The organism is Xylophilus sp. Leaf220 (assembly GCF_001421705.1).
Taxonomy (GTDB): Bacteria; Pseudomonadota; Gammaproteobacteria; order Burkholderiales; family Burkholderiaceae_C; genus Xylophilus.
Genome location: NZ_LMKO01000027.1, coordinates 16815 through 41385 on the forward strand (window position 1 = coordinate 16815; position 24571 = coordinate 41385).

Below are 24571 nucleotides of genomic sequence, written 5' to 3' on the forward strand. Positions count from 1 at the left end.
CCGGTGTTCAGGGCGCCTGCACCGCGCCCATGCGGCCGACGATCGTGGCCGCGCGCTGGCCGAGGTAGGCCGATTGCGGCGCGCGTTCGAAGAATTTGGGCCGGGGCAGCATCACCGCCAGCCGCGCCGCTTCGGCCGGGCTCAGCCGGGCGGCGGGTTTGCCGTAGTAGCGCTGGGCGGCGGCCTCGGCGCCGAAGACGCCGCTGCCCCATTCCACGCTGTTGAGGTACAGCTCCAGGATCCGCTGCTTGGAGAGCAGCGCGTCCAGCAGCAGCGCCAGCACCAGCTCCTGGCCCTTGCGCAGCAGGGTGCGCTCCCCCGAGAGGAACAGGTTCTTGGCCAGCTGCTGGGTGATGGTGGAGCCGCCGTAGACCTTCGGCGCCGGCGCGGTGCCGCCCGCGCGCCGGGCCCGCCGCGCGGCGCGCTCGGCGGCGATGGCGTTCTTCTGCCAGGCGCCTTCGATCGCGCTCCACTCCACCCCGCGGTGCTCGGCGAAGGAGGCGTCTTCCGAGGCGATCACCGCCCGCTTCAGGCTGTCGGCGATCCGGTCGTACGGCACCCAGGCCTGGCGCCACTGCACCGGTGCATCGCCCCGTGCCAGCCGGAAGGCCTCGGAGCGCTGGAACGCGGTCGATTGCGGATCGACCACCGCCATCGCCGCCACCCGGCCGACGAAATAGAGCTGCAGCCCCAGCCCGGCCAGCAGCACCAGCCCCATCCAGCGCAGGGCGGCCTTCATCGCGCAGCGCCCTGCAGGGGCGAGGCGGGCCGGCTCCGGTGGCGGGTGGGAGGCATGGGGCGCAACCGGGCTAGGCCATCTCGGCGCGCAGGGCGGCCAGCACGTCCTGGGTCGGCGGCTGCACGCCCCGCCAGAAGCGGAACGCCTCGGCCGCCTGCTCCACCAGCATTCCCAGGCCGTCGCGCGGCGCCGCGCCGTAGCGCTGCGCCCACGACAGGAAGGGCCGCGACGCGGGGCCGTACATCATGTCCAGCGCCAGGGTGCCGGGCCGCAAAACCAGCGGCGGCACCGGAATGCCGCCGCCTTCCAGGCTGCTGGAGGTGGCGTTGACGACGATGTCGAAGGATTCGTTCAGTTCGGCGATCGGCACCGCCTCGAGCACCGTGCCGCTGGCTCGGGCCCAGGCGGCGTGGCGCGCGACCAGCGCCTCGGCCCGGGCCGGCGTGCGGTTGACCACCACCAGCCGTGCCGGCGCTGCCGCCACCAGCGGCCCCAGCGCCCCGGCCGAGGCGCCGCCCGCACCCACCAGCAGTAGGGTGCTGCCGGCCAGCGGCACCACAGCATTGCGCTCGATGTCGGCCACCAGGCCGGCGCCGTCGGTGTTGTCGGCATGGATGCCGTCGGTCTCGAAGCGCAGGGTGTTGGCGGCGCCGGCCAGCAGGGCCCGGTCGGTGAGCCGGTGGGCGAAGCCGGCGGCCTCGAACTTGAAGGGCACCGTCACGTTGCAGCCCTTGCCGCCGCTGGCCGCGAAGGTGCGCAGGCCGTCGACGAAGCCGTCGAGCGGCACCAGCAGCCGGTCGTACTCGATCGACTCGCCGGTCAGGCGCGCGAAGGCGGCGTGGATCCACGGCGAGCGGCTGTGCGCCACCGGGTTGCCGACCACGCAGTAGCGGTCGGGCGTGCTGCCCGCCGTCACGGCGCGGGATTCCGAAGGGATTACGTCAGCGGACATTGGTTTCCAGTGTGGCGTCGCGGGTGAACTTGAAGCGCGAGACGACCGCGATCTGGTCGGCCTTGGCGCGCATCGCGGCATCGAACGGGCCGAACGGCGCCGCGCTCCGCGCGATGGCTTCGGCGCGGCGGTCGAGCACCGCGTTGCCGGAGGTCTGCACGATCTCGGTGGCCAGCACGCTGCCATCGAAATTCACCGTGATGATCATCGTCAGCTCGCCGTAGAGCTTCTTGCCGGCGGCCTCGGGAAAATGGACGGTGCCGCGGTCTTCCACCTTGTGGCGCAGCGCGTCGTAGTACACGGCATAGACCGCCTCGCGCGTGGCGGGGCTCACGTAGCGCTTGCGGGGCCGGGCGTTCTCTTCGTTGATGCGGCGCTCGATCTCGGCCAGCAGCTTGACCAGCTGGCGGCGCTTTTCTTCCTGGGCCTGCTTCTCGGCCGATTCGGCGGGCTTGCGCGGATCGGGCAGCGGCATCGAGGCGATCTGCTGGCGGATCTGCGCCAGCAGCTGCATCTGCTGCTCCTGCATCGCGTCGACCTGGCGCTGCGTTTCCTCGAAGCTCTCGCCGATGCTGGTCAATGCCGAGTAGGGCAGGGGCGAGGTGGCGCGGCCGGAGGCCGCCTCGCCGCCGCCGGCCAGCGAAGCCTGCGCGATCGCCTGGGCCTTCTCGGGCGGCGGTTCGTTGGTGCGGGCGTTGACCAGGATCACGTCGAGCGGCGTGTCCTGCAGCACCCGGCGGAACGCCTCGGGGTCGACGAAGCGCACGGTGAGCAGCACCGCGTGCGCCGCGAGCGACACGCCCAGCGCGATCTTCAGCGGCGAGAGGGAGGCGAGAAAGGTGCGCAGCGACACGGGGGCTCCGGGGGAGGGGCGGCGGGGTATGGGTCGAGACAGGAGGGCGGGGCGATGGGGCCTTCAGGGCGTGGCGTCGGCCGGCGCGGGCGCCTCGGCCTCGTTCACGTCCAGGGCGATCGCGATCGGGCCGGCCACGGCTTCCTCTTCGCCCGACTCGTCCTCTTCCTCGGCCGGTGCCGCCTCGGCATCGAGCCGCTCGACCACGGTGCCGTGCACGTCGAGCGCGATCTCGTCTATCTCGCCCAGCCGCACCCGCACCCGGGCGCCGCGCGGCAGCTGCTGGCTGCCGAACACCGGCAGCACCAGCGGCAGCGCATCGGCGCGCACCAGCACGCCGCCGCCGGGCAGGTTGTCCTTGAAGACGGCGCAGTCCAGCTCGGTGATGCCGTTCTGCTGCAGGTACTTCAGCGTCCAGAAGCGCTCCATGCCGCCCTGGTGCGCGTTGTAGGCGCTGTAGGCCGCGTCGAATCCCGAGATGATCGAGAACAGCTCGGCGCCCTTGGGCTTGAACGGCGCGGCCAGCGCGGCGGTGCGGCCGTGGCGGGCGGCGGCGATGATCTGCCACTGGTTGACTAGGTCGACGTAGCGGCGCAGCGGCGAGGTGCTCCAGGCATAGCTCGGCACGCCGATGCCCGCATGCGGCAAGGCCTTGGTACCCATGCGCACCTTCACGCCCGGCAGCATGCTGGCCTGGCTGCGGTAGATGCCGGGCACGCCCAGCTCGCCCAGCCAGTTGCCCCAGGTGCTGTTGGCCAGGATCATCGCCTCGGCGACGATCAGGTCCAGCGGCGCGCCGCGGCGGCGGGTGGTGATCTGCACCTGCTCGGAGCCGGTGGGTTCGCTGCCGTCGTGGTCCTGCAGGCGGAAGTTGTAGTCGGGCCGGTTGAAGTTCTCGGGCTTGCCGCGCACCACCTCGCGCCGCGCCTTCAGGGTCTGGGCCAGGCGGAATAAAAACGATAGCGCGTCGCCGGCGCCAGGCAACGGCTCCAAGGGGTTTCGGTGCCTGAAATCGGCATCGGTGAGCCACTGCTCGGTGATCACGTCGTCGAGCTGGTCGTGGCGCAGGTTGGCGACCACCGGCACCCGCTCGATCTTCGTCTCGGTGCCGGTGATCTCCAGCGTCGCTTCGTCCATCGCCACGTAGAGCGACACGGCCGGCCGGGCCTGGCCGGCGCCCAGGGTGTAGCGCTGCACCACCTCGTCGGGCAGCATCGTGATCTTGTGGCCGGGCATGTAGACGGTCGAGAGCCGGTGGCGGGCCACCTGGTCGATCGCGTCGCCCGGCGCCAGCACCAGGCCGGGCGCGGCGATGTGGATGCCCACCGTCACCGTGCCCGAGCCCAGGCCCTGGACCGACAGCGCGTCGTCGATCTCGGTGGTCTGCGAATCGTCGATCGAGAAGGCCTCGACACCCGCGGCCAGCGGCAGTTCGTCGTCGGCGATCTCCGGCGCCTGCAGCGGCGGGAAGCCGGTGCCCTTGGGGAAGTTGTCGAAGAGGAAGCGCTTCCAGTGGAACTCGTAGGCCGAGGCGATCGCGCCGGCCTTCTGCAGCAGGTCCAGCGGCGCGGTCTGGGTGGCGCGGGAGGCCTCGACGACGGCCTTGTACTCGGGCGTGTTCTTGTCGGGCTTGAACAGGATCCTGTAGAGCTGGTCGCGGATCGGCTGCGGGCATTCGCCGCGGCCGAGGGCGGCGGCCCAGTCGTCGATCTGCTGGGCGACCAGCTTCTTCTTCTCGATCGCGGCCAGGGCCTGCTGCAGGATCTCGGCCGGCGCCCGCTTGAAGCGGCCCTTGCCCGCGCGGCGGAAGTAGTGCGGCGCATCGAAAAGCCGCAACAGCATCGCCACCTGCTGGACCAGGGTGGCGTTGGCGCTGTAGTAGTCGCGCGCCAGGTCGGCGAAGCCGAACTCCTCCTCGGAGGCGAACTCCCAGGCCAGCTCCAGTTCGATCTCGGGCGCCAGCGCCTGGGCCTCGGCCAGCAGCACGGCCGGCTGGGGTTTCTCGAACTTCAGCAGGATATGGGCGGCCTTGACCTTGACCCGCTTGCCGGAATCGAGCTCCACCTGCGCCGAGGACTCGGCCTCGGAGAGCACACGCCCGGCGAGGAACTTGCCGGCTTCTTCGAACAATGCATACATGGGGCGGGATTCTCCCATCCCTGGCGCCCGGTCATCGGGCCGGGTCGAGGAACGCGCAGACGGCGTCGATGTGCCGGTCGAAATCCGAGAGCGCATGGTCGCCGCCGGGCAGCACGGTGCAGGTGGCGCCGGCGTAGCGGGCGGCCATCTCCCGCCAGTCCAGCACCTCGTCGCCCTGGGCGATCAGCGCGAACTGGCGGGCCGGGTCGTCCAGCGGCGGCACCTGCAGGGCCCGCAGCTCGTCCACATAGCCCGGAGCGAAGTAGAAGTTCTCTTCCGGCGCGTGCCAGGCCGTCTGCTCCCCGATGTAGCGGGCCAGGTCGCGCGCCGGGTCGACCGCCGGGTTGAGGAACACCGCCCGGGCGCAGCCGGTGTGCGCCTGCACCCAGCCGGCATAGAAGCCGCCGAGCGAAGAACCCACCACCGCCATCGTGTCGGCCGGCCAGCCGTGCACGCCCTCGGCCACCATCCGCATCGCGTCGGCGGGGGAGGGCGGCAGCTGCGGGCACCACCAGCGCACCGCCGGATGCCGCCCGGCGATGCACGCGGCCATCATCCGCGCCTTGGCCGACCGGGGGGAGGAGCGGAAGCCGTGCAGGTAGAGCAGGTGGGTGGTGGGCATGGGACACAAGACATCGGTGGGCCCGCGGTAGGGCAGGGTCGGCAGCCCGTCAAGCCGGGGATGCACGCGTTGCGGCGATGCCAATCGCATCCGCCGGCCGCCCGCCGGCGTACAGGGGATACCGGCTGCGGCTAGGATCGGCGCCGGCCACGGCAAGATTCTGCCCCTGCTCACACCCGTTTCGCTCCTTTCGGGCCGCCACCGGCGGCGATCCCCTTGCCAGACACTGCCCCTTCGGCCCCCGCCGCGCCGGTCCCCTACGGCGACGCAGCGCTCGAGTTCTTGCTGCGGCGCATGCGGCACCGCAGCGACTTCCCCGCCCTGTCCGAATCGGTGGTGCGCATCCTCAAGACGGCCGATTCCGACCGCGAGAGCCTGGCCGACCTGACCCAGGAGATCCTGAAGGACGTCGCCCTCACCCAGAAGCTGCTGCGCCTGGTCAACAGCGTGCAGTTCGCCCGGTCGGGGCAGGGCACGATCGGCACCATCTCGCGGGCGGTGAGCCTGGTCGGCTTCAACACGGTCCGCAACCTGGCCCTCAGCCTGGTGCTGCTCGACCAGATGGAGGACAAGACGCACGCCCAGCAGATGAAGGAAGAGTTCGTGCGGGCGCTGGTGGCCGGCGCGGTGGCCAGCGAGATATCGCCCGACCCGCGCGAGAGCGAGGCCGCCTTTCTCTGCGCCGTGTTCCAGCGCCTGGGCCGGATGCTGGTCTGCTTCTATTTCCAGGAAGAGGCCGAGGAGATCGGGCGGCTGCTGTCGATTCCCGACGCGCCCACCGGCGAAGAGGCCGAGCAGGCCGTCTCGGCCCAAGTGCTGGGCCTGGGCTACGAAGACTTGGCCGTGGGCGTCGCCAGGGCCTGGGCCTTGCCCGACACCCTGCAGCGCGGCATGCGCCGCCCCACCGGCCAGATGCCGGCCCGCGCGCTGGAAGACCCGGCCGAGCGGCTGCGCTGGACCGCGGCCCTGGCCGGCGACGTGGCCGCGGTGGCGGTGGCCGCCGACCCTGCCACCCTGCCCGACAGCCTGCGCGAGGTGGCCCGGCGCCATGCGGGTCTGGCCAAGGGCGGCGCCGAGGCGCTGGCCCGCGCGGCGGCCGAGGCGCGGCGCCGCACCTCCGAGCTGACCCGGGCGATGGATCTGCGCCTGGAAGCGGGTTCGGCCACCGCGATCTGGCTGCAGCCCGAGCCGCCGGCCGAGGACGTGCCGGCGCCGGCCGAGCCGCTCACCGTGGAGCAGCTGCGCGGCAGCTACGCCCAGGCCCGTGCCGAGCGCGCCGCCGGCGCCGCGCCGGCCGCAGCGCAGCCCCCGGCGCCACCGCCCGGCCCCTCGTCCGCCGAGATGCTGTCCGCAGGCGTGCAGGAGATCGTCGACGCGATGGCCGGCAGCGGCATGCGGCTCGACGACATCGTCCGGATGGTGATGTCGACCATGCTGCGCGGCCTGGGCTTTCGCTGCGTGGTCTTCTGCCTGCGCGACAACCAGGCCAACGTGCTGCAGGGCCGCTTCGGCCTGGGCGAGGGCCAGGCGGCGGCGGTGCGGGCGCTGCGGGTGCCGCTGGGCACCCAGGGCGACCTGTTCTCGGCCGTCTGCCTGCGCGGCGGCGACCTGCTGGTGGCCGACACCACCTCGCCGCGCGAACTGCAGCGCCTGCCGGCCTGGTACCGCCAGCACTTCGACGCCGGCGCCTTCGTGCTGCTGCCGCTGATGCGCAACGACAAGCCTTTCGCCCTGCTGTACGCCGACCATGCGCAGCCAGGCGGCATCGTGCTGGACGACAGGGGCTTCGCGCTGCTGCGCACCCTGCGCAACCAGGCGGTGATGGCGTTCCGGCAGGCCGGCTGATGGCCGCGGTGCCGATCGGCGGGCGGGATAATCGCCGGATGTCCGCTGTCTTCGATAAGCCCTCCTGGGGCAAACGCCTGCTTCCGCTGTTCCAGGGCTTCGACTGGTGGCTGGCGCTGGCGGTGGCGCTGCTCTGCGGCGCCGGGCTGGTGACGATGTATTCGTCGGGCTTCGACCACGGCACCCGCTTCCTCGACCACGGCCGCAACATGCTGCTGGCCGGCGGGATCATGTTCGTGGTGGCGCAGGTCTCGCCGCAGCGCCTGATGTCGGTGGCGCTGCCGCTCTACGCGCTGGGCGTAGCGCTGCTGGTGGCGGTGGCGATGTTCGGCATCACCAAGAAGGGCGCCACCCGCTGGATCAACCTGGGCATCGTGATCCAGCCGAGCGAGATCCTGAAGATCGCCATGCCGCTGATGCTGGCCTGGTGGTTCCAGAAGCGCGAAGGCCAGCTGCGGCCGCTCGACTTCCTGGCGGCCGGCCTGCTGCTGGCGGTGCCGATCGGCCTGATCATGAAGCAGCCCGACCTGGGCACCTCGCTGCTGGTGCTGGCGGCGGGCCTCTCGGTGATCTTCTTCGCCGGGCTGTCGTGGAAGCTGATCCTGCCGCCGGTGCTGGTGGCGGCGGTGGGCATCCTGCTGATCGTCTGGTACGAGCCGCAGCTCTGCGCCCAGGGCGTGCGCTGGTCGGTGCTGCACGACTACCAGCAGCAGCGCATCTGCACCCTGCTCGACCCGACCAAGGACCCGCTGGGCAAGGGCTTCCACATCATCCAGGGGATGATCGCGATCGGCTCGGGCGGCGTCTGGGGCAAGGGCTTCATGGCTGGCACCCAGACCCACCTGGAGTTCATTCCCGAGCGCACCACCGACTTCATCTTCGCGGCCTTCTCGGAAGAGTTCGGCCTGCTCGGCAACGGCCTGCTGATGGCCGGCTTCGTGTTCCTGATCTTCCGCGGGCTGGTGATCGCCGCCCAGGCGCCGACCCTGTTCGCGCGGCTGCTGGCCGGCGCGATGACGATGATCTTCTTCACCTACGCCTTCGTGAACATGGGCATGGTGAGCGGCATCCTGCCGGTGGTGGGCGTGCCGCTGCCCTTCATCAGCTACGGCGGCACCGCGATGGTGACGCTGGGCATGGGCCTGGGCATCCTGATGTCGATCGCGCGGGCCCGGCGCCTGATCCAGACCTGATGGGGCGGGCCTCCACCACCGCGGCCTCCACCGCCGCGGCCGTCGCCGCGCTCACCGGCGCGCTGGCGCTGAGCCAGTTCTTCCGCAGCTGCCTGGCGGTGATCGCGCCCGAGCTGTCGCACGACCTGGGGCTGACGCCCGCCACCTTCGGCGTGCTGTCGTCGTCCTTCTTCATCGCCTTCGCCGCCGCGCAATTGCCGGTGGGGCTGGCCTTCGACCGCTGGGGCGTGGGCCGGCCCAGCACCGTGCTGCTGGCGGTGGGTGTGGTGGGCGGCCTGGCGTTCGCCGCCGCGCCCAACGGCCCCACCGCGATGCTGGCGCAGGCGGCGCTGGGCGTGGCCTGCGCGCCGGTGTTCATGGGGCTGATCCACTATGCGTCGGAGCACCTGGGCGAGACGCGCTTCGTACGGGTGGTGGGCATCGCCAACGCCATCGGCATGGTGGGCGCGCTGTTCGCCGCGGCGCCGCTCGGCTGGGCGGCGCATACCTTCGGCTGGCGACCGGCGATGGTGGTGGCGGCCGGTTGCATGGCGATGGCCTGCTGGGCGGTGCACCGCCATGTGCAGGACCAGGGCCATGCCGACGCGCGGGCCGAATCGCCCGCCCGCATGGTGGGCGCATCGCTGGCGCTGCTGCGCATCCGGCCGCTCTGGACGCTGATCCCGCTCTGCCTGGCGCTGGCCGCCGGCACCAGCTTTCGCAATGCCTGGGGCGGGCCGTACCTGGCCGGCGTGTTCGGCCTGGACACGGTGGCCCGCGGCTGGGCCATCACCCTCATCAGCGTGGTGGCGATCGGCACCGCCTTCCTGCTGCCGGTGCTGGTGCGCCGCGGCTCGCAGAAGCGCACGGTGCAGGGCTGGACGCTGATGTCGCTGGCGATGGCGCTGCTGCTGGCCGCAGCGCCGGGGTTCGCGCTGCCGGTCGACCTGGCGCTGCTGGCGCTGATGTGCACCGTCGGCATGCTGCACCCGATCGTGATGGCCCATGGCCGCGGCATGCTGCCGCCCTCGATGCGCGGCCGCGGGCTGGGCATCCTGAACACCTTCGTGTTCCTGGGCTCGGCCCTGGCTTCGGCCGGCTTCGGCTGGATCGCCGAGGCCGGGCAGCGCCGGGGCCTGCCGCCGGCCACCACCTTCGGCTGGATCTTCGGCGCGGCCGCGTTGCTGCTGGTCTGCGGCGCGTTGCCGTACGCCTTCAGTCCGGCACGGCCATCGCCCCCGACGCCGGCAGGCGCCGGCCCTACTGCCTAAAATCCCACCATGATTTCCCGCGAACCCACCCTCGAACGCCTCGCCATCGCCCAGCACCTGCTGCTGGAGCCCTTCGGTCTGGACGAATCCCACCTGACCCGCGCCCTGAACGAGATCAAGGCGCACAAGGTCGACGACGCGGACCTGTATTTCCAGTACACCCGCAGCGAGGGCTGGAGCCTGGAGGAGGGCATCGTGAAGACCGGGTCGTTCAGCATCGACCAGGGCGTGGGCGTGCGGGCCGTCAGCGGCGAGAAGACGGCCTTCGCCTATTCCGACGACATCTCCGAGGCGTCGCTGCTGGATGCGGCGCGCACCGTGCGGTCGATTTCGGGGGTAGCCGGCACCGGGCGCGTCCGGGTAGCTCCTAAAAAGATAGCAAAGAGCCGCTCGCTCTACCCCGAGCTGGACCCGATCGCCTCGCTCGACAGCAACGCCAAGGTGGCGCTGCTGGGCCAGGTGGAGGCCCGGGCCCGGGCCAAGGACCCGCGCGTGGCGCAGGTCATGGCGGGCCTGGCGGCCGAGTACGACGTGGTGCTGGTGGCCCGCGCCGACGGCACCCTGGCGGCCGACGTGCGGCCGCTGGTGCGGCTGTCGGTGACGGTCATCGCCGAGCAGAACGGTCGCCGCGAGGTGGGCTCCGCCGGTGGCGGCGGCCGCTTCGGGCTGGCGTATTTCGACGACGCGCTGATCGGCCAGTACGTGGACGACGCGGTGCGCCAGGCGCTGGTCAACCTCGAATCGCGCCCGGCCCCGGCCGGGGAGATGACGGTGGTGCTGGGATCGGGCTGGCCCGGCATCCTGCTGCACGAGGCCATCGGCCACGGGCTGGAGGGCGACTTCAACCGCAAGGGTTCGAGCGCCTTCACCGGCAAGATCGGCAAGCGGGTGGCGGCCAAGGGCGTGACGGTGCTCGACGACGGCACCATCGCCGACCGCCGCGGCTCGCTCAACGTCGACGACGAGGGCAACGCCAGCCAGCGCAACGTGCTGATCGAGGACGGCATCCTGCGCGGCTACATCCAGGATTCGATGAACGCGCGCCTGATGGGCGTCAAGCCCACCGGCAACGGCCGCCGCGAGAGCTACGCCCACGTGCCGATGCCGCGCATGACCAACACCTACATGCTGGGCGGCGACAAGGACCCGCAGGAGATCGTCGCCAGCATCGAGAAGGGCCTGTACGCCACCAACTTCGGCGGTGGCCAGGTCGACATCACCAGCGGCAAGTTCGTCTTCTCGGCGAGCGAGGCCTACTGGGTCGAGAACGGCAAGATCCAGTACCCGGTCAAGGGCGCCACCATCGTCGGCAGCGGCCCCGAGTCGCTCAAGAAGGTCACTTTGGTCGGCAACGACATGGCGCTCGACCCGGGCGTGGGCACCTGCGGCAAGGAAGGCCAGAGCGTCCCGGTGGGCGTCGGCCAGCCGACGCTGCGGATCGAAGGCCTGACGGTCGGCGGCACCGCCTAGCCATCGCCGGAACGTGGACGGCGTTTGCCCGATGCCGTCCGTTCCATCCCATTTCCCGCGGCCGACGCCGCTGCGCTACTGGGCGCTCACCCTGGCGCTGGGCCTGGCGTGGTCGCTGCTGCTGATGCTGCCGGTGCTGGTGCACAGTGGCTGGCCGGCCAACCACGACGGCACCGCGCAGGTCGCCCGCATGGCGGCGGTGCTCGACCAGTGGCGCCTGGGCCATGCGATCCCGGTGTGGTCGACTCACCTGCAGGGCGGCTACGGATCGCCCCTTCCGGCGCTCTACCACAAGACCTCGATGGTGGCCTCGGCCGCGGTGCTGGGGCTGACCGGCAGCGTCAAGGCGGCGCTGGTGGTGCCGGTGCTGGGCTTCCTGGTGCTGGGTTTCGCCGGCATCTGTCTGTGCGTGCGGCAGTGGGCCGGCGGCCGGCACTCTTGGGTCGGCTGGGCCGGTGGCGCGGCCCTGCTGGCCTCCAACTACGCGACGACCGACTGGCTGGTGCGCGGCGCCTTCGCCGAACTGGCCGCGATGATGCTGCTGCCCTGGCTGGTGGCCTGGTGCCTGCGGCTGATCGAGACCGGCCGGTGGTCGCGCTGGATCGGCCCGTTGCTGGCGCTGCTGGCGCTCAGCCATGCGGGGCTGGCCTATTTCGCGCTCCTGCCGCTGGTGCTGGCCGCCGGCCTGGCGCTGGCGCGCTGGCGCATGGCGGCGCGCCACTGGGTGTGGCCGGGGCTGCAGAGCATCGGCATCTGCACCGTGCTGCTGCTGCCCTGGGTGCTGCCGATGATGGCGATGGGCGCCTTCGCCCGGGTCGACCGGCTGCTGGTGCCGGGCTTCGTGCCGCGCAACAACCACCTGCCGGCCGACCTGCTGCTGTGGGACCCGGGCTGGACCTGGGGCGCGACCTGGATGGGCGCGACGATCCAGCTCGACACGGTGCCGCTGCTGCTGGCGGTGGCCTACGGCGTGCTGGTCGTGGTGTCGGCGTGGCGGCGCGCACCCGGCCGCGCCGAAGGCACCGGTTCGCCGATGGCGGCGCTGTTCCTGGTCGGCACGCTGGCCGCGATGTTCTGGCTGCAGACCGCCTGGGCGCACCGGGTGTACGAGGAGTTGCCCGGCGCGCAGTTCCTGCAGTTCAGCTGGCGGTTGCTGGCCTACCTGACGGTGGTGGCGGTCGTCTGCGCCTGCATGGCGCTGCTCTGGATGGCCGGGCGGGGCGGCGTGGCCGGCCGGGGCTGGTCGGCGGCCGCGGGCGGCGCCGCGCTGGCGATGGTGGTGGCGACGGCGGCACCCAAGCTCGGCAGCGACTGGCTGGCCTACGACTGGCTCTCGGCCGAGATCCTGGAGGCCGAGCGCGGCTCGGACGACTACGCGGCCTTCGGCGAATTCCTGCCGCGGATGCACGGCGCCACGCGTTCGGACGACCTGACGGCCCCGTGGGGCGAGATGAAGGTGATCATGGGCCGGTACGACCCCGCGGCCTGCGACGCGATGCCCACCGCGCTGCCGGCTGCCGAGCAGCGCACCCGCAGCTGGCACATCCGTTGCGCCGAGGCCGACTGGACGACGCTGCCGGTGTTCCTGGCGCCCGGCATGGAGATGCGGGTGCGCATGGTCGACGCGTCCGGCTGGGTGCAGGTGCCGCTGCGCCGCACCTGCAGCGACCCGCGGCTGCAGGCGCTGCTGCCGGCCGGCGACGGCGAGGCGCAGCTGCGCTTTCCCTCGTGGCGCCGGGTCGTGGCCGCGGGGCTGGTACCCGCGGCCTTCCACTACGAACGCGACTGCGCCGTTCCGTTGCCGCCGGCCGAGGCGCAGACGCCTTGAGGGCCCGAGCCGCAGCGCCCTGCGGCGGTGGGGATCAGCTGCCGAAGCGCAGCAGCACGCCGGTGTCGGTGTAGGTCACGCTGGCCGGCACGGTGCCGCCGACCTGGACCGACGAGAACGTGCCGTTGCGCAGGCCGGCGCCCAGCACGGTGATGCTCTGGCCGGCGGTGGGCTGGAAGCCGCTGGCGAATCCGATCTGCAGCGTGCCGTCGAGCGTGGCCGTGCTGGCGCCGGTGATCGTGCCGCCGCCGTTGCTGCCCAGCACCAGGTTGAGCGTGCTGCCGGCGCGCTGGGTGAAGCGGCCGCCCAGTGCCAGCACCGCGTTCGGCGAGGTCTTCAGGCTGCCGCCCGACAGGTACACGTCGCCCTTGCCCAGCGCGCTGGCCGCGCCTGCGACCAGCGTGCCGCCCTGCAGTTCGGTGCCGCCGGTGTAGCCGTTGGTGCCGGCCAGGGTCAGCGTGCCCGTGCCCTGCTTGGTCAGCTTGCCGGCGCCGGCGATGTCGTTGCGCCAGGTGTCGGCTGCGTTGAAACCGCCCTTGGACGCGTCCATCGCCACCGTGGCGTCGCCGTTGAGGGCGCCGTAGCCGTCGGCCGCCGCGGCCAGGTTCAGCCGTCCCCAGCCTTCGGCGTCGCCCAGTAGCGGGTAGCCCGAGGCCACCGCGGTGGTCTTGAGGGCGATGCGGCGCTGCGCCGCGTCCAGGTAGGGCAGCCGGGTTTCCAGCAGCACTTCGGCACCCTTCGGCACGGTGGCGACCGTGGTGGTGGCCGCGATCGCCGGGAAGCCGTAGCTCATCCGCTGCAGGAAGGCCGCGCGGTTAGCGGCGGCGTCGGCCTGCGCATCGGTGGCGGTGGTCGCGCTATGGGCGAAGGTGTAGAGGCTGTTGGCGTCGGTGCCGGTGCGGGCCTGCAGGTAGCTCTGCGCCTGGGCGTAGGCGGCGTTCTTGATCGCCGCATTGGCGCTGTCGTTCAGGATCGCCGCGGCCAGGGCGGTGCCCATGATGCGGCCGCCGATCACGTCGGTCTGCGAATGCATGCCGGCGACGATGCGGTTCTGGCCGAGCTGCGACGCGCGGGTCAGCAGTTCCTGGTAGCGCTGCGGCACCGCATAGGCCATGGCGTAGGAGGCCAGGTAGGCGGCGTTCGTGTGGCCGCTCGGGAAGCCGCCGTCGGTGGCCGGCGTGGTGCTGATGGCGGGGCGCAGCGTGGGGATCACGATGCCGGTGTCGTTGAGCCAGCGGAACGGCCGCTGGTACTGGTAGAAGCCCTTGGCCGGGTTGGTCGAGGAGAAGTTGCCGCGCAGGGTGGCGATCAGGCTCACCACGCTGCCGAGCTGCGAGGTGGTGGTGCCGGCGCCGTTGCCCGCGTCGTCGTACTTGACGGTGGTGGCGTCCGCCGCCACGCCCGCGATGGTGGTGGTGGCGCCCGAGCCGGCGACGAAGGCGGGCTGCAGCGGGCCCAGGCCGCTCAGCACGCTGTAGTTCTGGCTGCGGCGGTCGTCGAGGTAGGCCGCGTCCTGCTCGGCCTGGGTGCGGCTGGCGGCGATGGTGCGGTTCTGCTGGATGTTGGCCGCCAGGATCGGCGCGCCGATGGCGGTGGGCGTGCCGTTGTTGAAGCTGCTGCCGGCTGTCCACAAAGTCGAGAAATCCGACAGAAGGCGCAGGCTGGCGTTGGTCGCGACGGTGGTGTTGGCGGCGACGTTGGTCTGGTAGGTGTCGACGAACGCGGTCGCCGACGGGACCGGCGCGGTGTCGACCGTGCCCAGTCCGACCGGGGCGGCAGGTGCCGCGGGACCGTCGCCGCCCCCGCCGCAGGCGGTCAGGGCGAAGGCGGCCGACAGGGCCAGGGCGAGAGGATGGCGGGCGAAATGGAAGGCAGGCATGGGAGGAGCGATGAAGGGGGAGGGCAGGGGCTCTGCCGGGAGGTGGCGACACGCCCGGGCGGCGCGGCCGGCGCAATCTACGGTGGCCGTGTGACAACGGCGTGAAATGCGCGTGGGCCCGGCGCCACTTGCGCGGGGCGGGTGCTGTGCTACATTGGCCGCCATGCAAGCCCGCCGCCACGCCTCGTTTTATTTTTGGTTCCGTTCACCCGGCGGATCAGAGGCGCGCGCGTAAAGCACACAGAACCCCTCCAGAAACCGCCGAAGCTGAAAAGCCCGGCGGTTTTTTCGTTTTCGGGTACCGAGTTGTCCAAAGCCGATCTTTCCCACGATTCCCAGGAGCACACCACCATGAATGCAGTCCCGACCCAAGCCGCCGCGCTTTCCAGCGAGCCTTGGTATGCGCACGTCGACAAAACCAGCACCACCGACGACGAACGCATCAAGGACATCACCGTGCTCCCGCCCCCAGAACATCTGATCCGCTTCTTCCCGATCCGCGGCACCCCGGTCGAATCGCTGATCGCCGACACCCGCCAGAACATCCACGACATCATGGCCGGCACCGACGACCGGCTGCTGGTGGTGATCGGCCCCTGCTCGATCCACGATCCGGCCGCCGCGATGGAATACGCCCGCCGCCTGAAGGCCGAGCGCGAGAAGTACGCCGGCACGCTCGAGATCGTGATGCGCGTCTACTTCGAGAAGCCCCGCACCACCGTCGGCTGGAAGGGCCTGATCAACGACCCGTACCTCGACGAGAGCTACCGCATCGACGAAGGCCTGCGCATCGCCCGCCAGCTGCTGATCGACATCAACCGCCTGGGCCTGCCGGCCGGCAGCGAATTCCTCGACGTGATCTCGCCCCAGTACATCGGCGACCTGATCAGCTGGGGCGCGATCGGCGCGCGCACCACCGAGAGCCAGGTGCACCGCGAACTGGCCTCGGGCATCTCGGCGCCGATCGGTTTCAAGAACGGCACCGACGGCAACATCCGCATCGCCACCGACGCGATCCAGGCGGCGGCCCGCGGCCACCATTTCCTGTCGGTGCACAAGAACGGGCAGGTCGCGGTGGTGCAGACCGACGGCAACCCCGACTGCCACGTGATCCTGCGCGGCGGAAAGGCGCCCAACTACGACGTCGCCAGCGTGCAGGCCGCCTGCGCCGACCTGGAGAAGGCCGGCCTGGTGCCGTCGCTGATGGTCGATTGCAGCCATGCCAACAGCAGCAAGCAGCACGAGCGCCAGCAGGTGGTGGCCGAGGACATCGCCGCGCAGATCGCCGGCGGCTCGCGCGGCGTGTTCGGCGTGATGGTCGAGAGCCACCTGCAGGCCGGCGCCCAGAAGTTCACGCCCGGCAAGGACGACGCGGGCTTCCTGGAATACGGCAAGAGCATCACCGACGCCTGCCTGGGCTGGGAGGCATCGCTGCAGACGCTGCAGGTGCTGTCGGTCGCGGTGCAGGCCCGCCGCGGCCCGGTCGCCCTGGCGGCCTGAGCGTCGATTTCAAGAAGAAAAGGGCCGCAGCCGGCGTCGGACGCCGGCCTCTAGCTATGAATTGAATAGCACTGGGATGCGGTCGGGCCGCGCCGGCCGCGGTGCCTGTCGCAGCGGGTCGCCGCGGGCCGCGCGGCCTCCCTCAGGCCGGCGCCTTCGCCTCCAGGGCCGCCAGCAGCCGCGCATGGATGCCGCCGAAGCCGCCGTTGCTCATGCAGACGATCTGGTCGCCCGGCCTGGCGGCGGCCACCACCTGGGCCACCAGGGCGTCGATGCTGCCGGCGGTGTGCGCCCGGTCGCCCAGCGGCACCAGGGCGGCGGCCGCGTCCCAGTCCAGACCGGCGGTGTGGCAGAACGACAGGTCGGCGTCTTCCAGGCTCCAGGGCAGCTGTGCCGCCATGTGGCCGAGCTTCATCGTGTTGCTGCGCGGCTCGAACACCGCCAGGATGCGCGACGCCCCGCCCGGACCCTGGCGGCGGCGCAGGCCGTCGAGCGTGGTGCGGATGGCAGTGGGGTGGTGGGCGAAGTCGTCGTACACCGTCACGCCGCCGGCCGTGCCGCGCACCTCCATCCGGCGCTTGACATTGCGGAACCCGGCCAGCGCGGCGGCGGATTCCGCCGGCGCGATGCCGACATGCTCGGCCGCCGCGATCGCCGCCAGGGCGTTCTGCTGGTTGTGCACGCCGGTCAGATCCCAGGCGACGTGGGCCACCCGCCGGCCGCCCTGCAGCACGTCGAACGCATGCGGCTCTCCGGCGGCGGTGAAGTCGTCGCCCGGTGCTCCGAAGCGGCGTACCTCGCTCCAGCAGCCCTGGTCCAGCACGGCGGCCAGGGCCGGCTCCTGCCCGTTGACGACCAGCCGACCGCTGGCCGGCACGGTGCGCACCAGGTGGTGGAACTGGCGCTGGATCGCCGTCAGGTCCTCGAAGATGTCGGCGTGGTCGAACTCGAGGTTGTTCAGCACCGCGGTGCGGGGCCGGTAGTGGATGAACTTGCTGCGCTTGTCGAAGAAGGCGGTGTCGTACTCGTCTGCCTCTAAAACAAAGGCCCCCCGGCTTTTCAGGCGCTGCCGCGCCTGTAATTCGCCACCCCCCGAGGGGGAGGCCCCGCCGTCGCCAGGGGGACCCTGGCGTGGCTCGGACGCGGATATACCGCTGGATTTTTCTGTCGGGTTGGGCAGGCTGGGCGGGTTGCCCAGTCTTGCGGATACGCCGAAGTTCTGGGGGACGCCGCCGATCAGGAAGCCGGGGGCGAGGCCTGCGTGCTCCAGGATCCAGGCGAGCATCGAGGTGGTGGTGGTCTTGCCGTGGGTGCCGGCCACGGCCAGGACGTGGCGGCCCTGGAGCACGTTCTCCGCGAGCCACTGGGGGCCGCTGGTGTAGCGGGCGCCGGTGTCGAGGATCGCCTCCATCAGCGGGAATTTCGGCGTGCCGTCGGCCAGCCGTGCACGGCTGACGACGTTGCCGACCACGAACACGTCGGGCGCCAGCGCCAGCTGGTCGGCGCCGAAGCCTTCGATCAGGTCGATGCCGAGGGCGCGCAGCTGGTCGCTCATCGGCGGGTAGACGCCGGCGTCGCAGCCGGTCACCCGGTGGCCGGCCTCGCGGGCCAGGGCGGCCAGGCCGCCCATGAAGGTGCCGCAGATGCCGAGAATGTGAATATCCATGGCGCGCGATTCTAAAGGCGAGGGTCCGACGGGCCGCCAGCCGGCGTCCCGCTTCGACTGCATGCTATGAATAAGGTAGCGTTTGTCCTTGTGCCGTGGCCGGGCGTGGCGGCGGGGATGCGGTGCGGCGGCCGCTTCGCGCGAGAATGCAGGCCCGCCCACCGAGGATCGTCATGGACACGCTGAAAGCCGAGATTGCCGCCACCGCAGCCCGGCTGGTGGTGGAGGAGGGGCTGGAGTACGGCGCCGCCAAGCGCCGTGCAGTCAAGCAACTGGGCCTGCCCGGCCGCTCCGCCCTGCCCGACAACGACCAGGTCGAGGACGCGGTGCGCGAGTACATCGACCTGTTCTGCGCCGATACCCAGCCGGCCGAATTGCGGGCCTTGCGCGCGGTGGCCGTCGTCTGGATGGACCGGATGGCGCAGTTCCGGCCGTATCTGGCCGGCGCCGTCTGGCACGGCACGGCCACCCGGCATTCCGACGTCTATATCCAGCTGTTCTGCGACGACTGCAAGTCGGCCGAGATCGCGCTGATCGACCACCGTGTCGACTACGAGCCCCAGACCGTCACCGGCCTGCACGGCGAGCCGGTGGAGGCGCTGACGCTGGCCGCCCGCTGCACCGAACTGCAGACGGTGGTGGGCGTGCACCTGCTGGTCTACGACCTGGACGACATGCGCGGCGCGCTGCGGCCCGATGCCAAGGGCCGCTCGCCGCGCGGTGACGTCGCCGCGGTGCGGGCGCTGCTGGCCCAGGCCGGATGATCCTCGGACGATCCACCGCGGAACTCCGCCGGTCGTCGACATCCTTTCCTCTTCTTTTATCGTTTCCCGCATGACCGACCCCGCCGACCGCCCGACGCCCGCCGAATCTCCTGCCGCCGCACGCGCGGCTCCGGCAGGCAGGCGCCGCGGCCTGCTCGTGGTGGCTGCGGGCGGCGTGGCGGCCCTGGCGGGGGCTGCGGTGTCGTGGCGGCACTGGATGCCGGGCGAGGCCGCGGGCGGCGCCGACGATGCGGCGGTGCTGTGGCAGCAGTCGTTCGAAACGCCGGCCGGCGCGCCTCTCGACATGGCGGCGCTGCGCAACCGGCCGCTGCTGGTCAACTTCTGGGCCACCTGGTGCCCGCCGTGCGTCGAAGAACTGCCGATGCTCGACCGCTTCCATCGCCAGCAAGCGGCCGGCAACGGCTGGCAGGTGCTCGGCGTGGCGATCGACCAGCCCTCGGCCGTGCGGCGTTTCCTGCAGAAGACGCCGGTGCAGTTCCCGGTGGCGATGGCCGGCATGCAGGGCACCGACCTGGCCAAAACGCTCGGCAACGACGCGGCCGGCCTGCCCTTCACCGTGGCCCTCGACAAGGGGGGACGTGTGCTCCACCGTAAAATGGGCCAGCTCAGCGAGTCCGACCTGCAGCGCTGGTCCGCAGCATAGGGCCGGTCGGCACCCCTCCGAAAGCGGCTCCTGCAGCCGCAAATCTCTACAGCTTTACGAGAAATTGAGGGGCAAAGCGCGCGGTACCTCCAAATTGGAGTAAATTCGCGCTCTATTTTTTACAGGCAGCTTACATCTGCCGGCTGGAGCATTCATGGATTTGCGCAAACTGAAGACCCTGATCGACCTGGTCTCCGAATCGAACGTTTCCGAACTCGAAATCACCGAAGCGGAAGGCAAGGTCCGCATCGTCAAGGGCGGCGGCGCGGTCGTCCAGCAGTTTGCCATGCCTGCGCCGGTGGCGGCACCCGCGGTCGGCGCCGCACCGGTGGCACCGGCCCCGGTGGCTGTCGAGCCGGAATTGCCGGCCGGCCACGTCGTGAAGTCGCCGATGGTGGGCACGCTCTACCACGCCGCCAGCCCGGGCGCGAAGTCGTTCGTCGAGGTGGGCAGCCAGATCAAGGAAGGCGAGACGATCTGCATCATCGAGGCGATGAAGATCCTGAACGAGATCGAAGCCGACAAGTCGGGCACCGTGACCCAGATCCTGGGCGAGAACGGCCAGGCCGTCGAGTACGGCCAGCCTTTGTTCGTGATCGCCTGAGCCGGATGCGCGTAGATGTTTAAAAAGATCCTGGTTGCCAACCGCGGCGAGATCGCCTTGCGGGTCCAGCGTGCCTGTCGGGAAATGGGCGTCACCGCGGTGATGGTCTATTCGGAAGCCGACAAGGACGCCAAGTACGTCAAGCTGGCCGAAGAGGCGGTCTGCATCGGCCCCGCCGCTTCGTCCAACTCCTACCTCAACATGCCGGCGATCATCTCGGCGGCCGAGGTGACCGATGCCGAGGCGATCCACCCCGGCTACGGCTTCCTGAGCGAGAACGCCAACTTCGCCGAGCGGGTGGAGAAGAGCGGCTTCCAGTTCATCGGCCCCACGCCCGAGTCGATCCGCATCATGGGCGACAAGGTGTCGGCCAAGCAGTCGATGCTCAAGGCCGGCGTGCCCTGCGTGCCCGGCTCCGAGGGCGAACTGCCCGACGATCCGGTGGTGATCAAGCGGATCGCCAAGTCGATCGGCTACCCGGTCATCATCAAGGCCGCCGGTGGCGGCGGTGGCCGCGGCATGCGGGTGGTGCACACCGAGGCCGCGCTGATCAACGCGGTGCAGATGACCAAGGCCGAGGCCGGCGCCGCGTTCAACAACCCGGCGGTGTACATGGAGAAGTTCCTCCAGAACCCGCGCCACATCGAGATCCAGATCCTGGCCGACAAGCACCGCAACGCGGTGTACCTTGGCGAGCGCGATTGCTCCATGCAGCGCCGCCACCAGAAGGTGATCGAGGAAGCGCCGGCGCCGGGCATCCCGCGCAAGCTGATCGAGCGCATCGGCGAGCGCTGCGTGGCCGCCTGCAAGAAGATCGGCTACCGCGGCGCCGGCACCTTCGAGTTCCTCTACGAGAACGGCGAGTTCTATTTCATCGAGATGAACACCCGCGTGCAGGTGGAGCATCCGGTGACCGAACTGATCACCGGCATCGACATCGTGAAGACGCAGATCATGGTGGCCGCCGGCGAGAAGCTGCCGTTCACCCAGCGCCAGATCGAGCTGCGCGGCCACGCGATCGAATGCCGGGTCAATGCCGAGGATCCATACAAGTTCACCCCGTCGCCCGGTCGCATCACCACCTGGCACGCGCCGGGCGGCCCGGGCGTGCGGGTCGATTCGCACGCCTACAGCAACTACTTCGTGCCGCCGAACTACGACTCGATGATCGGCAAGATCATCACCCACGGCGACACCCGCGAGCAGGCCCTGGCCCGCATGCGTACCGCGCTGCTGGAGACGGTGATCGAAGGCATCAGCACCAACATCCCGCTGCACCGCGAACTGCTGCTCGACGCGCGCTTCCAGGAGGGTGGCACCAACATCCACTACCTGGAAGAGTGGCTGGCACAGCACAAGCGATGAGCACGTCTACGCCCCGAAGCGCGGTGGCTCCGATGAAAGCATTGCATGTTTGAGATTCGGCTGCTCGTTCCCGAGGACCGTGTAGAGCCGGTCAGCGACGCCCTGGAGGCGCTCGACGCGCTGTCCGTCAGCGTCGAGGATGCCGATGCGCAGACCGACGCCGAGCAGGCCCTGTTCGGCGAGCCCGGCATGCCGCCGCCGAAAGACGGCTGGCAGCGCTCACGTGTGATCGCGCTGTTCGCCCAGGAATCCGACGCCCGGGAAGCGGCCACGCTGCTGTCGGCCCAGGATTTCTTCGCCGACTGCCAGGTGCTGGAGATCTCCGAAGTGGCCGAGCAGGACTGGGTGCGCCTCACCCAGTCGCAGTTCGCGCCGGTCGAGATCACGCCCGATTTCTGGATCGTGCCCACCTGGCACGAGCCGCCGGCCGCCGCGCGCCACGTGATCCGGCTCGACCCGGGCCTGGCCTTCGGCACCGGCACCCATCCGACCACCCGCATGTGCCTGCGCTGGATCGCCCGCCAGGCCGCGCCGCTGGGCCGGGTGCTCGACTACGGTTGCGGCTCCGGCATCCTGGCGATCGGGGCGTCGCGCTACGGCGCCTCGGAGATCGACGCGGTCGACATCGACGAGGCGGCGGTGCAGTCGACCCTGCAGAACGCGACCGCCAACGCCGCCGCGCTGCAGGCCGGCCTGCCGACCCAGGCGCAGGGCGTCTACGGCACGGTGCTGGCCAACATCCTGGCCACGCCGCTCAAGGTGTTGGCGCCGCTGCTCTGCGCCCATGTGGCACCGGGCGGATCGCTGGTGCTGGCCGGCATCCTGGAGCGCCAGGCCGACGAGCTGAAAGCCGCCTATGCGCCGTACCTGGCGCTGTCGGTGGCCGACACCGAAGACGGCTGGATCCTGATGACCGCGCAACGCGCATCGGCGTGAATGCGGCGCGGACCCGGGGCCGGACACGCCCCGGCCGCTGCCTAGAATCGGGGCTGCCATGAGCCTCATCACCCGCTGCCCCAACTGCAGCACGATGTTCAAGATCGTGCCCGACCAGCTTCGCATCTCGGAAGGCTGGGTGCGGTGCGGGCATTGTTCCGACATCTTCGATGCGTCGCGGCACCTGCAGTCGCACGACGAGGTGGCGCGGGTCGCCGAGGGCGCGGGCGATCCGACACCCGGACCGGCGAGCGCACCGGTCGCGGCGGCGGCCGCCGCGGCTGCATCGCCCCCCTCCACGCCGGCGCTCGACTTTCCGCCGCTGTCGGACGATCCGGTGGTCGTCTCGCCGCCGCCGCCGGTGCCCGCCGGCGCTGCAGCGCCGACCGACGCACCGTCGGTCTGGCTGCGCCGCTCCGGTGCCAGCGCGCTGCTGCACCGGGGCGACGCCCCGGCGCCGGCGGACGGGCAGGACGAGGACGAAGACCTGTTCCACCCCCGCAGCGGCCACAGCACCGCCTGGCAGGAAACGCGGCAGGAGCCGTATGCGGGCCTCGCGCCTACGCCCGCCAACCCTTTCGACGACACCGATCCCGCGCACCCGCCGGCCCCATCGTCCCGCGCGCCGTCGGCATCGGGCCGGCCGGTGCCCACCGAAGGCCCGCTGGCGGTGCCGATCCTCACCGAAGACGTGCCGTCGGCCCTGCTGCTGCAGACGGCCGACAGCGACGTCGTCCAGAGCCCGCTCTACGACTCGGTCTTCGCGGTGCACGAGTCGCCGATGGGCGGCACCGCCGAGGCCGAGGTGGAAGCCGACCCCGACGAGGATGCCAAGCTGCTGGAGCTCGACTTCGTGCGCATCGCCGAACGCAAGGCCTTCTGGCGGCGGCCGGCGATCGTCGCCGCGTCTGCGCTGGTCTGCGTGCTGCTGGCCCTGGCGCTGGCCGGCCAGGCCGCCCTGCGGGAGCGCGACCGGCTCGCCGCCACGGTGCCGGCGCTGCGGCCGGTGCTGGCCGCGCTCTGCGTGCCGCTTTCGTGCCAGGTGGGGCCGCGCCGGCAGATCGAGGCGATCGCCATCGAAGGCTCGGCCTTCAACAAGACCCGTGGCAACCTCTACCAGCTGAGCATCGACCTGCGCAACAGCGCCACCACGCCGCTCGCCATGCCCGCGCTCGAACTGACCTTGACCGATGCCGACGGCCAGACGCTGGTGCGCCGGGTGCTCGAGCCGACCGACCTGCGGGCGCCGCAGCTGCTGCAGCCGCAGGGCGCCTGGAGCGGCACGCTGCCGATGCGGATGCAGGACCCGGCCATGGCCTCGCGCATAGCGGGCTACGGCCTGCTGGCGTTCTATCCCTGACGGCGCACGGCCGCCATCTTTTTTCTCTAACCTTCACCTCCACACCCATGGCAGCCATCATCTGCGGTTCTCTCGCGTTCGACACCATCATGAATTTCGAGGGACGGTTCGCCGAGCAGATCCTGCCCGACCAGATCCACATCCTCAACGTGTCTTTCCTGGTGCCGTCGCTGCGCCGTGATTTCGGCGGCTGCGCCGGCAACATCGCCTACGCACTCAAGCTGCTCGGCGGTACGCCGCTGCCGATGGCGGCGGTCGGCACCGACGGCGCCGGCTACCTGCAGCGGCTGCGCGACCTGGGCATCAGCACCGAGCTGGTCCTGACGCTGGACGACCTGCACACCGCCCAGTGCATGATCACCACCGACACCGACAACAACCAGATCACCGCGTTCCACCCCGGCGCGATGATGCAAGCACACCGCAACCGGATCGAGGCACGCCCCGATGTCGCCCTGGGCATCGTTTCGCCGGATGGCCGCGACGCGATGCTCCAGCATGCCGAACAGTTCGTGGCGGCCGGCATTCCCTTCGTCTTCGATCCGGGCCAGGGCCTGCCGATGTTCGACGGCGAGGCGCTGCGCCGCTTCGTGGAGCAGGCCGACTGGGTCACCGTCAACGACTACGAAGGCCGCATGCTCACCGAGCGTACCGGCTGGAGCCTGGCCGACATCTCGCGCAAGGTGCGCGGCCTGGTCGTGACGCTAGCCGGCGAAGGCTGCGATGTCTGGGTCGACGGAGCGGCCGTGCGCGTCGCGGGCGTGCCGGCCGAAGCGGTGGTCGACCCGACCGGCTGCGGCGATGCCTGGCGCGGCGCCCTGCTGCACGGGCTGGAGCAGGGCTGGGACCTGGTGCGCTGCGCCGAGTTGGGCAACCGCATCGGTTCGCGCAAGATCGCCCAGCGCGGCCCGCAGAACTACACGCTCGACTGAAGCACCACGC

General features: G+C 71.0%; 20 protein-coding genes. 13 read left to right on the forward strand and 7 right to left on the reverse strand.

Translation table 11 applies throughout. The features are described from left to right. Positions 1–7: 7 nt before the first annotated feature. The 5 genes from mtgA to ASE76_RS18665 form a co-directional block, all read right to left on the reverse strand. Entirely contained in the window at positions 8–739 is a 732-nt protein-coding gene (mtgA, locus tag ASE76_RS18645; RefSeq protein WP_055843123.1) for a monofunctional biosynthetic peptidoglycan transglycosylase, read from the reverse strand. 70 nt (positions 740–809) lie between these two features. Continuing rightward, complete coding sequence (gene aroE, locus ASE76_RS18650) at positions 810–1691, reverse strand: shikimate dehydrogenase (RefSeq protein ID WP_055843125.1); 882 nt, start codon at positions 1689–1691, stop codon at positions 810–812. Continuing rightward, positions 1681–2544 carry an energy transducer TonB gene (locus tag ASE76_RS18655; RefSeq protein ID WP_055843127.1) on the reverse strand — a complete coding sequence of 288 codons (864 nt, stop codon included), beginning with the start codon at positions 2542–2544 and terminating at the stop codon, positions 1681–1683. The genes aroE and ASE76_RS18655 overlap by 11 nt, the downstream gene beginning before the upstream one ends. Before the next feature lie 63 nt (positions 2545–2607). Next, a complete protein-coding gene (locus ASE76_RS18660; RefSeq protein ID WP_055843129.1) occupies positions 2608–4683 on the reverse strand; it encodes a ribonuclease catalytic domain-containing protein in 2076 nt (691 codons plus the stop codon). Positions 4684–4714: 31 nt separating this feature from the next. Continuing rightward, on the reverse strand, positions 4715–5305 hold the full coding sequence (locus ASE76_RS18665) for a YqiA/YcfP family alpha/beta fold hydrolase (protein ID WP_055843131.1): 591 nt from the start codon (positions 5303–5305) through the stop codon (positions 4715–4717). A 216-nt stretch (positions 5306–5521) separates the two neighbouring features. Here ASE76_RS18665 and ASE76_RS18670 point away from each other — a divergent pair, with 216 nt between their 5' ends. From ASE76_RS18670 to ASE76_RS18690, 5 genes are read left to right on the forward strand one after another with little or no spacing between them, the layout of a single operon-like run. Beyond that, positions 5522–7150 carry an HDOD domain-containing protein gene (locus ASE76_RS18670; RefSeq protein WP_055843132.1) on the forward strand — a complete coding sequence of 543 codons (1629 nt, stop codon included), beginning with the start codon at positions 5522–5524 and terminating at the stop codon, positions 7148–7150. A 38-nt stretch (positions 7151–7188) separates the two neighbouring features. After that, complete coding sequence (rodA, locus tag ASE76_RS18675; RefSeq protein ID WP_055843134.1) at positions 7189–8343, forward strand: rod shape-determining protein RodA; 1155 nt, start codon at positions 7189–7191, stop codon at positions 8341–8343. Then, positions 8343–9593, forward strand: coding sequence for an MFS transporter (locus ASE76_RS18680; RefSeq protein WP_055843136.1), 1251 nt, complete (start codon positions 8343–8345; stop codon positions 9591–9593). The genes rodA and ASE76_RS18680 overlap by 1 nt, the downstream gene beginning before the upstream one ends. A gap of 9 nt (positions 9594–9602) precedes the next feature. Then, positions 9603–11063 (forward strand): metalloprotease TldD, encoded by a 1461-nt coding sequence (gene tldD / locus ASE76_RS18685; protein WP_055843138.1) that lies wholly within the window; start codon positions 9603–9605, stop codon positions 11061–11063. A gap of 31 nt (positions 11064–11094) precedes the next feature. Continuing rightward, positions 11095–12891, forward strand: a complete 1797-nt coding sequence (locus ASE76_RS18690; protein ID WP_055843140.1) for a hypothetical protein — start codon at positions 11095–11097, stop codon at positions 12889–12891. 34 nt (positions 12892–12925) lie between these two features. Here the strand turns inward: ASE76_RS18690 and ASE76_RS18695 are convergent, their stop codons facing one another. Then, a complete protein-coding gene (locus ASE76_RS18695) occupies positions 12926–14770 on the reverse strand; it encodes a phosphatase PAP2 family protein (protein ID WP_055843142.1) in 1845 nt (614 codons plus the stop codon). Between the two features lie 351 nt (positions 14771–15121). On the opposite strand from ASE76_RS18695, the gene ASE76_RS18700 reads away from it, so the two are divergent. Next, on the forward strand, positions 15122–16270 hold the full coding sequence (locus ASE76_RS18700) for a 3-deoxy-7-phosphoheptulonate synthase (protein ID WP_055843144.1): 1149 nt from the start codon (positions 15122–15124) through the stop codon (positions 16268–16270). A gap of 142 nt (positions 16271–16412) precedes the next feature. Here ASE76_RS18700 and mpl read toward each other — a convergent pair whose 3' ends face one another. Next, positions 16413–17936 carry a UDP-N-acetylmuramate:L-alanyl-gamma-D-glutamyl-meso-diaminopimelate ligase gene (mpl, locus tag ASE76_RS18705; protein ID WP_055843146.1) on the reverse strand — a complete coding sequence of 508 codons (1524 nt, stop codon included), beginning with the start codon at positions 17934–17936 and terminating at the stop codon, positions 16413–16415. Positions 17937–18109: 173 nt separating this feature from the next. On the opposite strand from mpl, the gene ASE76_RS18710 reads away from it, so the two are divergent. From ASE76_RS18710 to ASE76_RS18740, 7 genes are all read left to right on the forward strand, one after another. After that, positions 18110–18700 (forward strand): hypothetical protein, encoded by a 591-nt coding sequence (locus ASE76_RS18710; protein WP_156362919.1) that lies wholly within the window; start codon positions 18110–18112, stop codon positions 18698–18700. 70 nt (positions 18701–18770) lie between these two features. Beyond that, a complete protein-coding gene (locus tag ASE76_RS18715; protein ID WP_055843149.1) occupies positions 18771–19364 on the forward strand; it encodes a TlpA disulfide reductase family protein in 594 nt (197 codons plus the stop codon). A gap of 154 nt (positions 19365–19518) precedes the next feature. Beyond that, positions 19519–19968: an acetyl-CoA carboxylase biotin carboxyl carrier protein gene (gene accB / locus ASE76_RS18720; protein ID WP_055843151.1), complete on the forward strand. Its 450-nt coding sequence runs from the start codon at positions 19519–19521 to the stop codon at positions 19966–19968. 15 nt (positions 19969–19983) lie between these two features. Next, a complete protein-coding gene (accC, locus tag ASE76_RS18725) occupies positions 19984–21333 on the forward strand; it encodes an acetyl-CoA carboxylase biotin carboxylase subunit (RefSeq protein WP_055843153.1) in 1350 nt (449 codons plus the stop codon). A gap of 45 nt (positions 21334–21378) precedes the next feature. Then, positions 21379–22269: a 50S ribosomal protein L11 methyltransferase gene (prmA, locus tag ASE76_RS18730; protein WP_055843155.1), complete on the forward strand. Its 891-nt coding sequence runs from the start codon at positions 21379–21381 to the stop codon at positions 22267–22269. A 58-nt stretch (positions 22270–22327) separates the two neighbouring features. Next, a complete protein-coding gene (locus ASE76_RS18735; protein ID WP_055843157.1) occupies positions 22328–23629 on the forward strand; it encodes a zinc-ribbon and DUF3426 domain-containing protein in 1302 nt (433 codons plus the stop codon). A 47-nt stretch (positions 23630–23676) separates the two neighbouring features. Next, positions 23677–24561, forward strand: coding sequence for a carbohydrate kinase family protein (locus ASE76_RS18740; RefSeq protein WP_055843159.1), 885 nt, complete (start codon positions 23677–23679; stop codon positions 24559–24561). Positions 24562–24571: the final 10 nt, after the last annotated feature.

Bases quoted from the DNA above. Each gene is read 5' to 3' on its own strand.
- mtgA (WP_055843123.1), bottom strand. From the start codon at position 739: ATGAAGGCCGCCCTGCGCTGGATGGGGCTGGTGCTGCTGGCCGGGCTG.
- aroE (WP_055843125.1), bottom strand. From the start codon at position 1,691: ATGTCCGCTGACGTAATCCCTTCGGAATCCCGCGCCGTGACGGCGGGC.
- ASE76_RS18660 (WP_055843129.1), bottom strand. From the start codon at position 4,683: ATGTATGCATTGTTCGAAGAAGCCGGCAAGTTCCTCGCCGGGCGTGTG.
- ASE76_RS18665 (WP_055843131.1), bottom strand. From the start codon at position 5,305: ATGCCCACCACCCACCTGCTCTACCTGCACGGCTTCCGCTCCTCCCCC.
- rodA (WP_055843134.1), top strand. From the start codon at position 7,189: ATGTCCGCTGTCTTCGATAAGCCCTCCTGGGGCAAACGCCTGCTTCCG.
- ASE76_RS18680 (WP_055843136.1), top strand. From the start codon at position 8,343: ATGGGGCGGGCCTCCACCACCGCGGCCTCCACCGCCGCGGCCGTCGCC.
- tldD (WP_055843138.1), top strand. From the start codon at position 9,603: ATGATTTCCCGCGAACCCACCCTCGAACGCCTCGCCATCGCCCAGCAC.
- ASE76_RS18690 (WP_055843140.1), top strand. From the start codon at position 11,095: ATGCCGTCCGTTCCATCCCATTTCCCGCGGCCGACGCCGCTGCGCTAC.
- ASE76_RS18695 (WP_055843142.1), bottom strand. From the start codon at position 14,770: ATGCCTGCCTTCCATTTCGCCCGCCATCCTCTCGCCCTGGCCCTGTCG.
- ASE76_RS18700 (WP_055843144.1), top strand. From the start codon at position 15,122: ATGAATGCAGTCCCGACCCAAGCCGCCGCGCTTTCCAGCGAGCCTTGG.
- mpl (WP_055843146.1), bottom strand. From the start codon at position 17,936: ATGGATATTCACATTCTCGGCATCTGCGGCACCTTCATGGGCGGCCTG.
- ASE76_RS18710 (WP_156362919.1), top strand. From the start codon at position 18,110: ATGGACACGCTGAAAGCCGAGATTGCCGCCACCGCAGCCCGGCTGGTG.
- ASE76_RS18715 (WP_055843149.1), top strand. From the start codon at position 18,771: ATGACCGACCCCGCCGACCGCCCGACGCCCGCCGAATCTCCTGCCGCC.
- accB (WP_055843151.1), top strand. From the start codon at position 19,519: ATGGATTTGCGCAAACTGAAGACCCTGATCGACCTGGTCTCCGAATCG.
- accC (WP_055843153.1), top strand. From the start codon at position 19,984: ATGTTTAAAAAGATCCTGGTTGCCAACCGCGGCGAGATCGCCTTGCGG.
- prmA (WP_055843155.1), top strand. From the start codon at position 21,379: ATGTTTGAGATTCGGCTGCTCGTTCCCGAGGACCGTGTAGAGCCGGTC.
- ASE76_RS18735 (WP_055843157.1), top strand. From the start codon at position 22,328: ATGAGCCTCATCACCCGCTGCCCCAACTGCAGCACGATGTTCAAGATC.
- ASE76_RS18740 (WP_055843159.1), top strand. From the start codon at position 23,677: ATGGCAGCCATCATCTGCGGTTCTCTCGCGTTCGACACCATCATGAAT.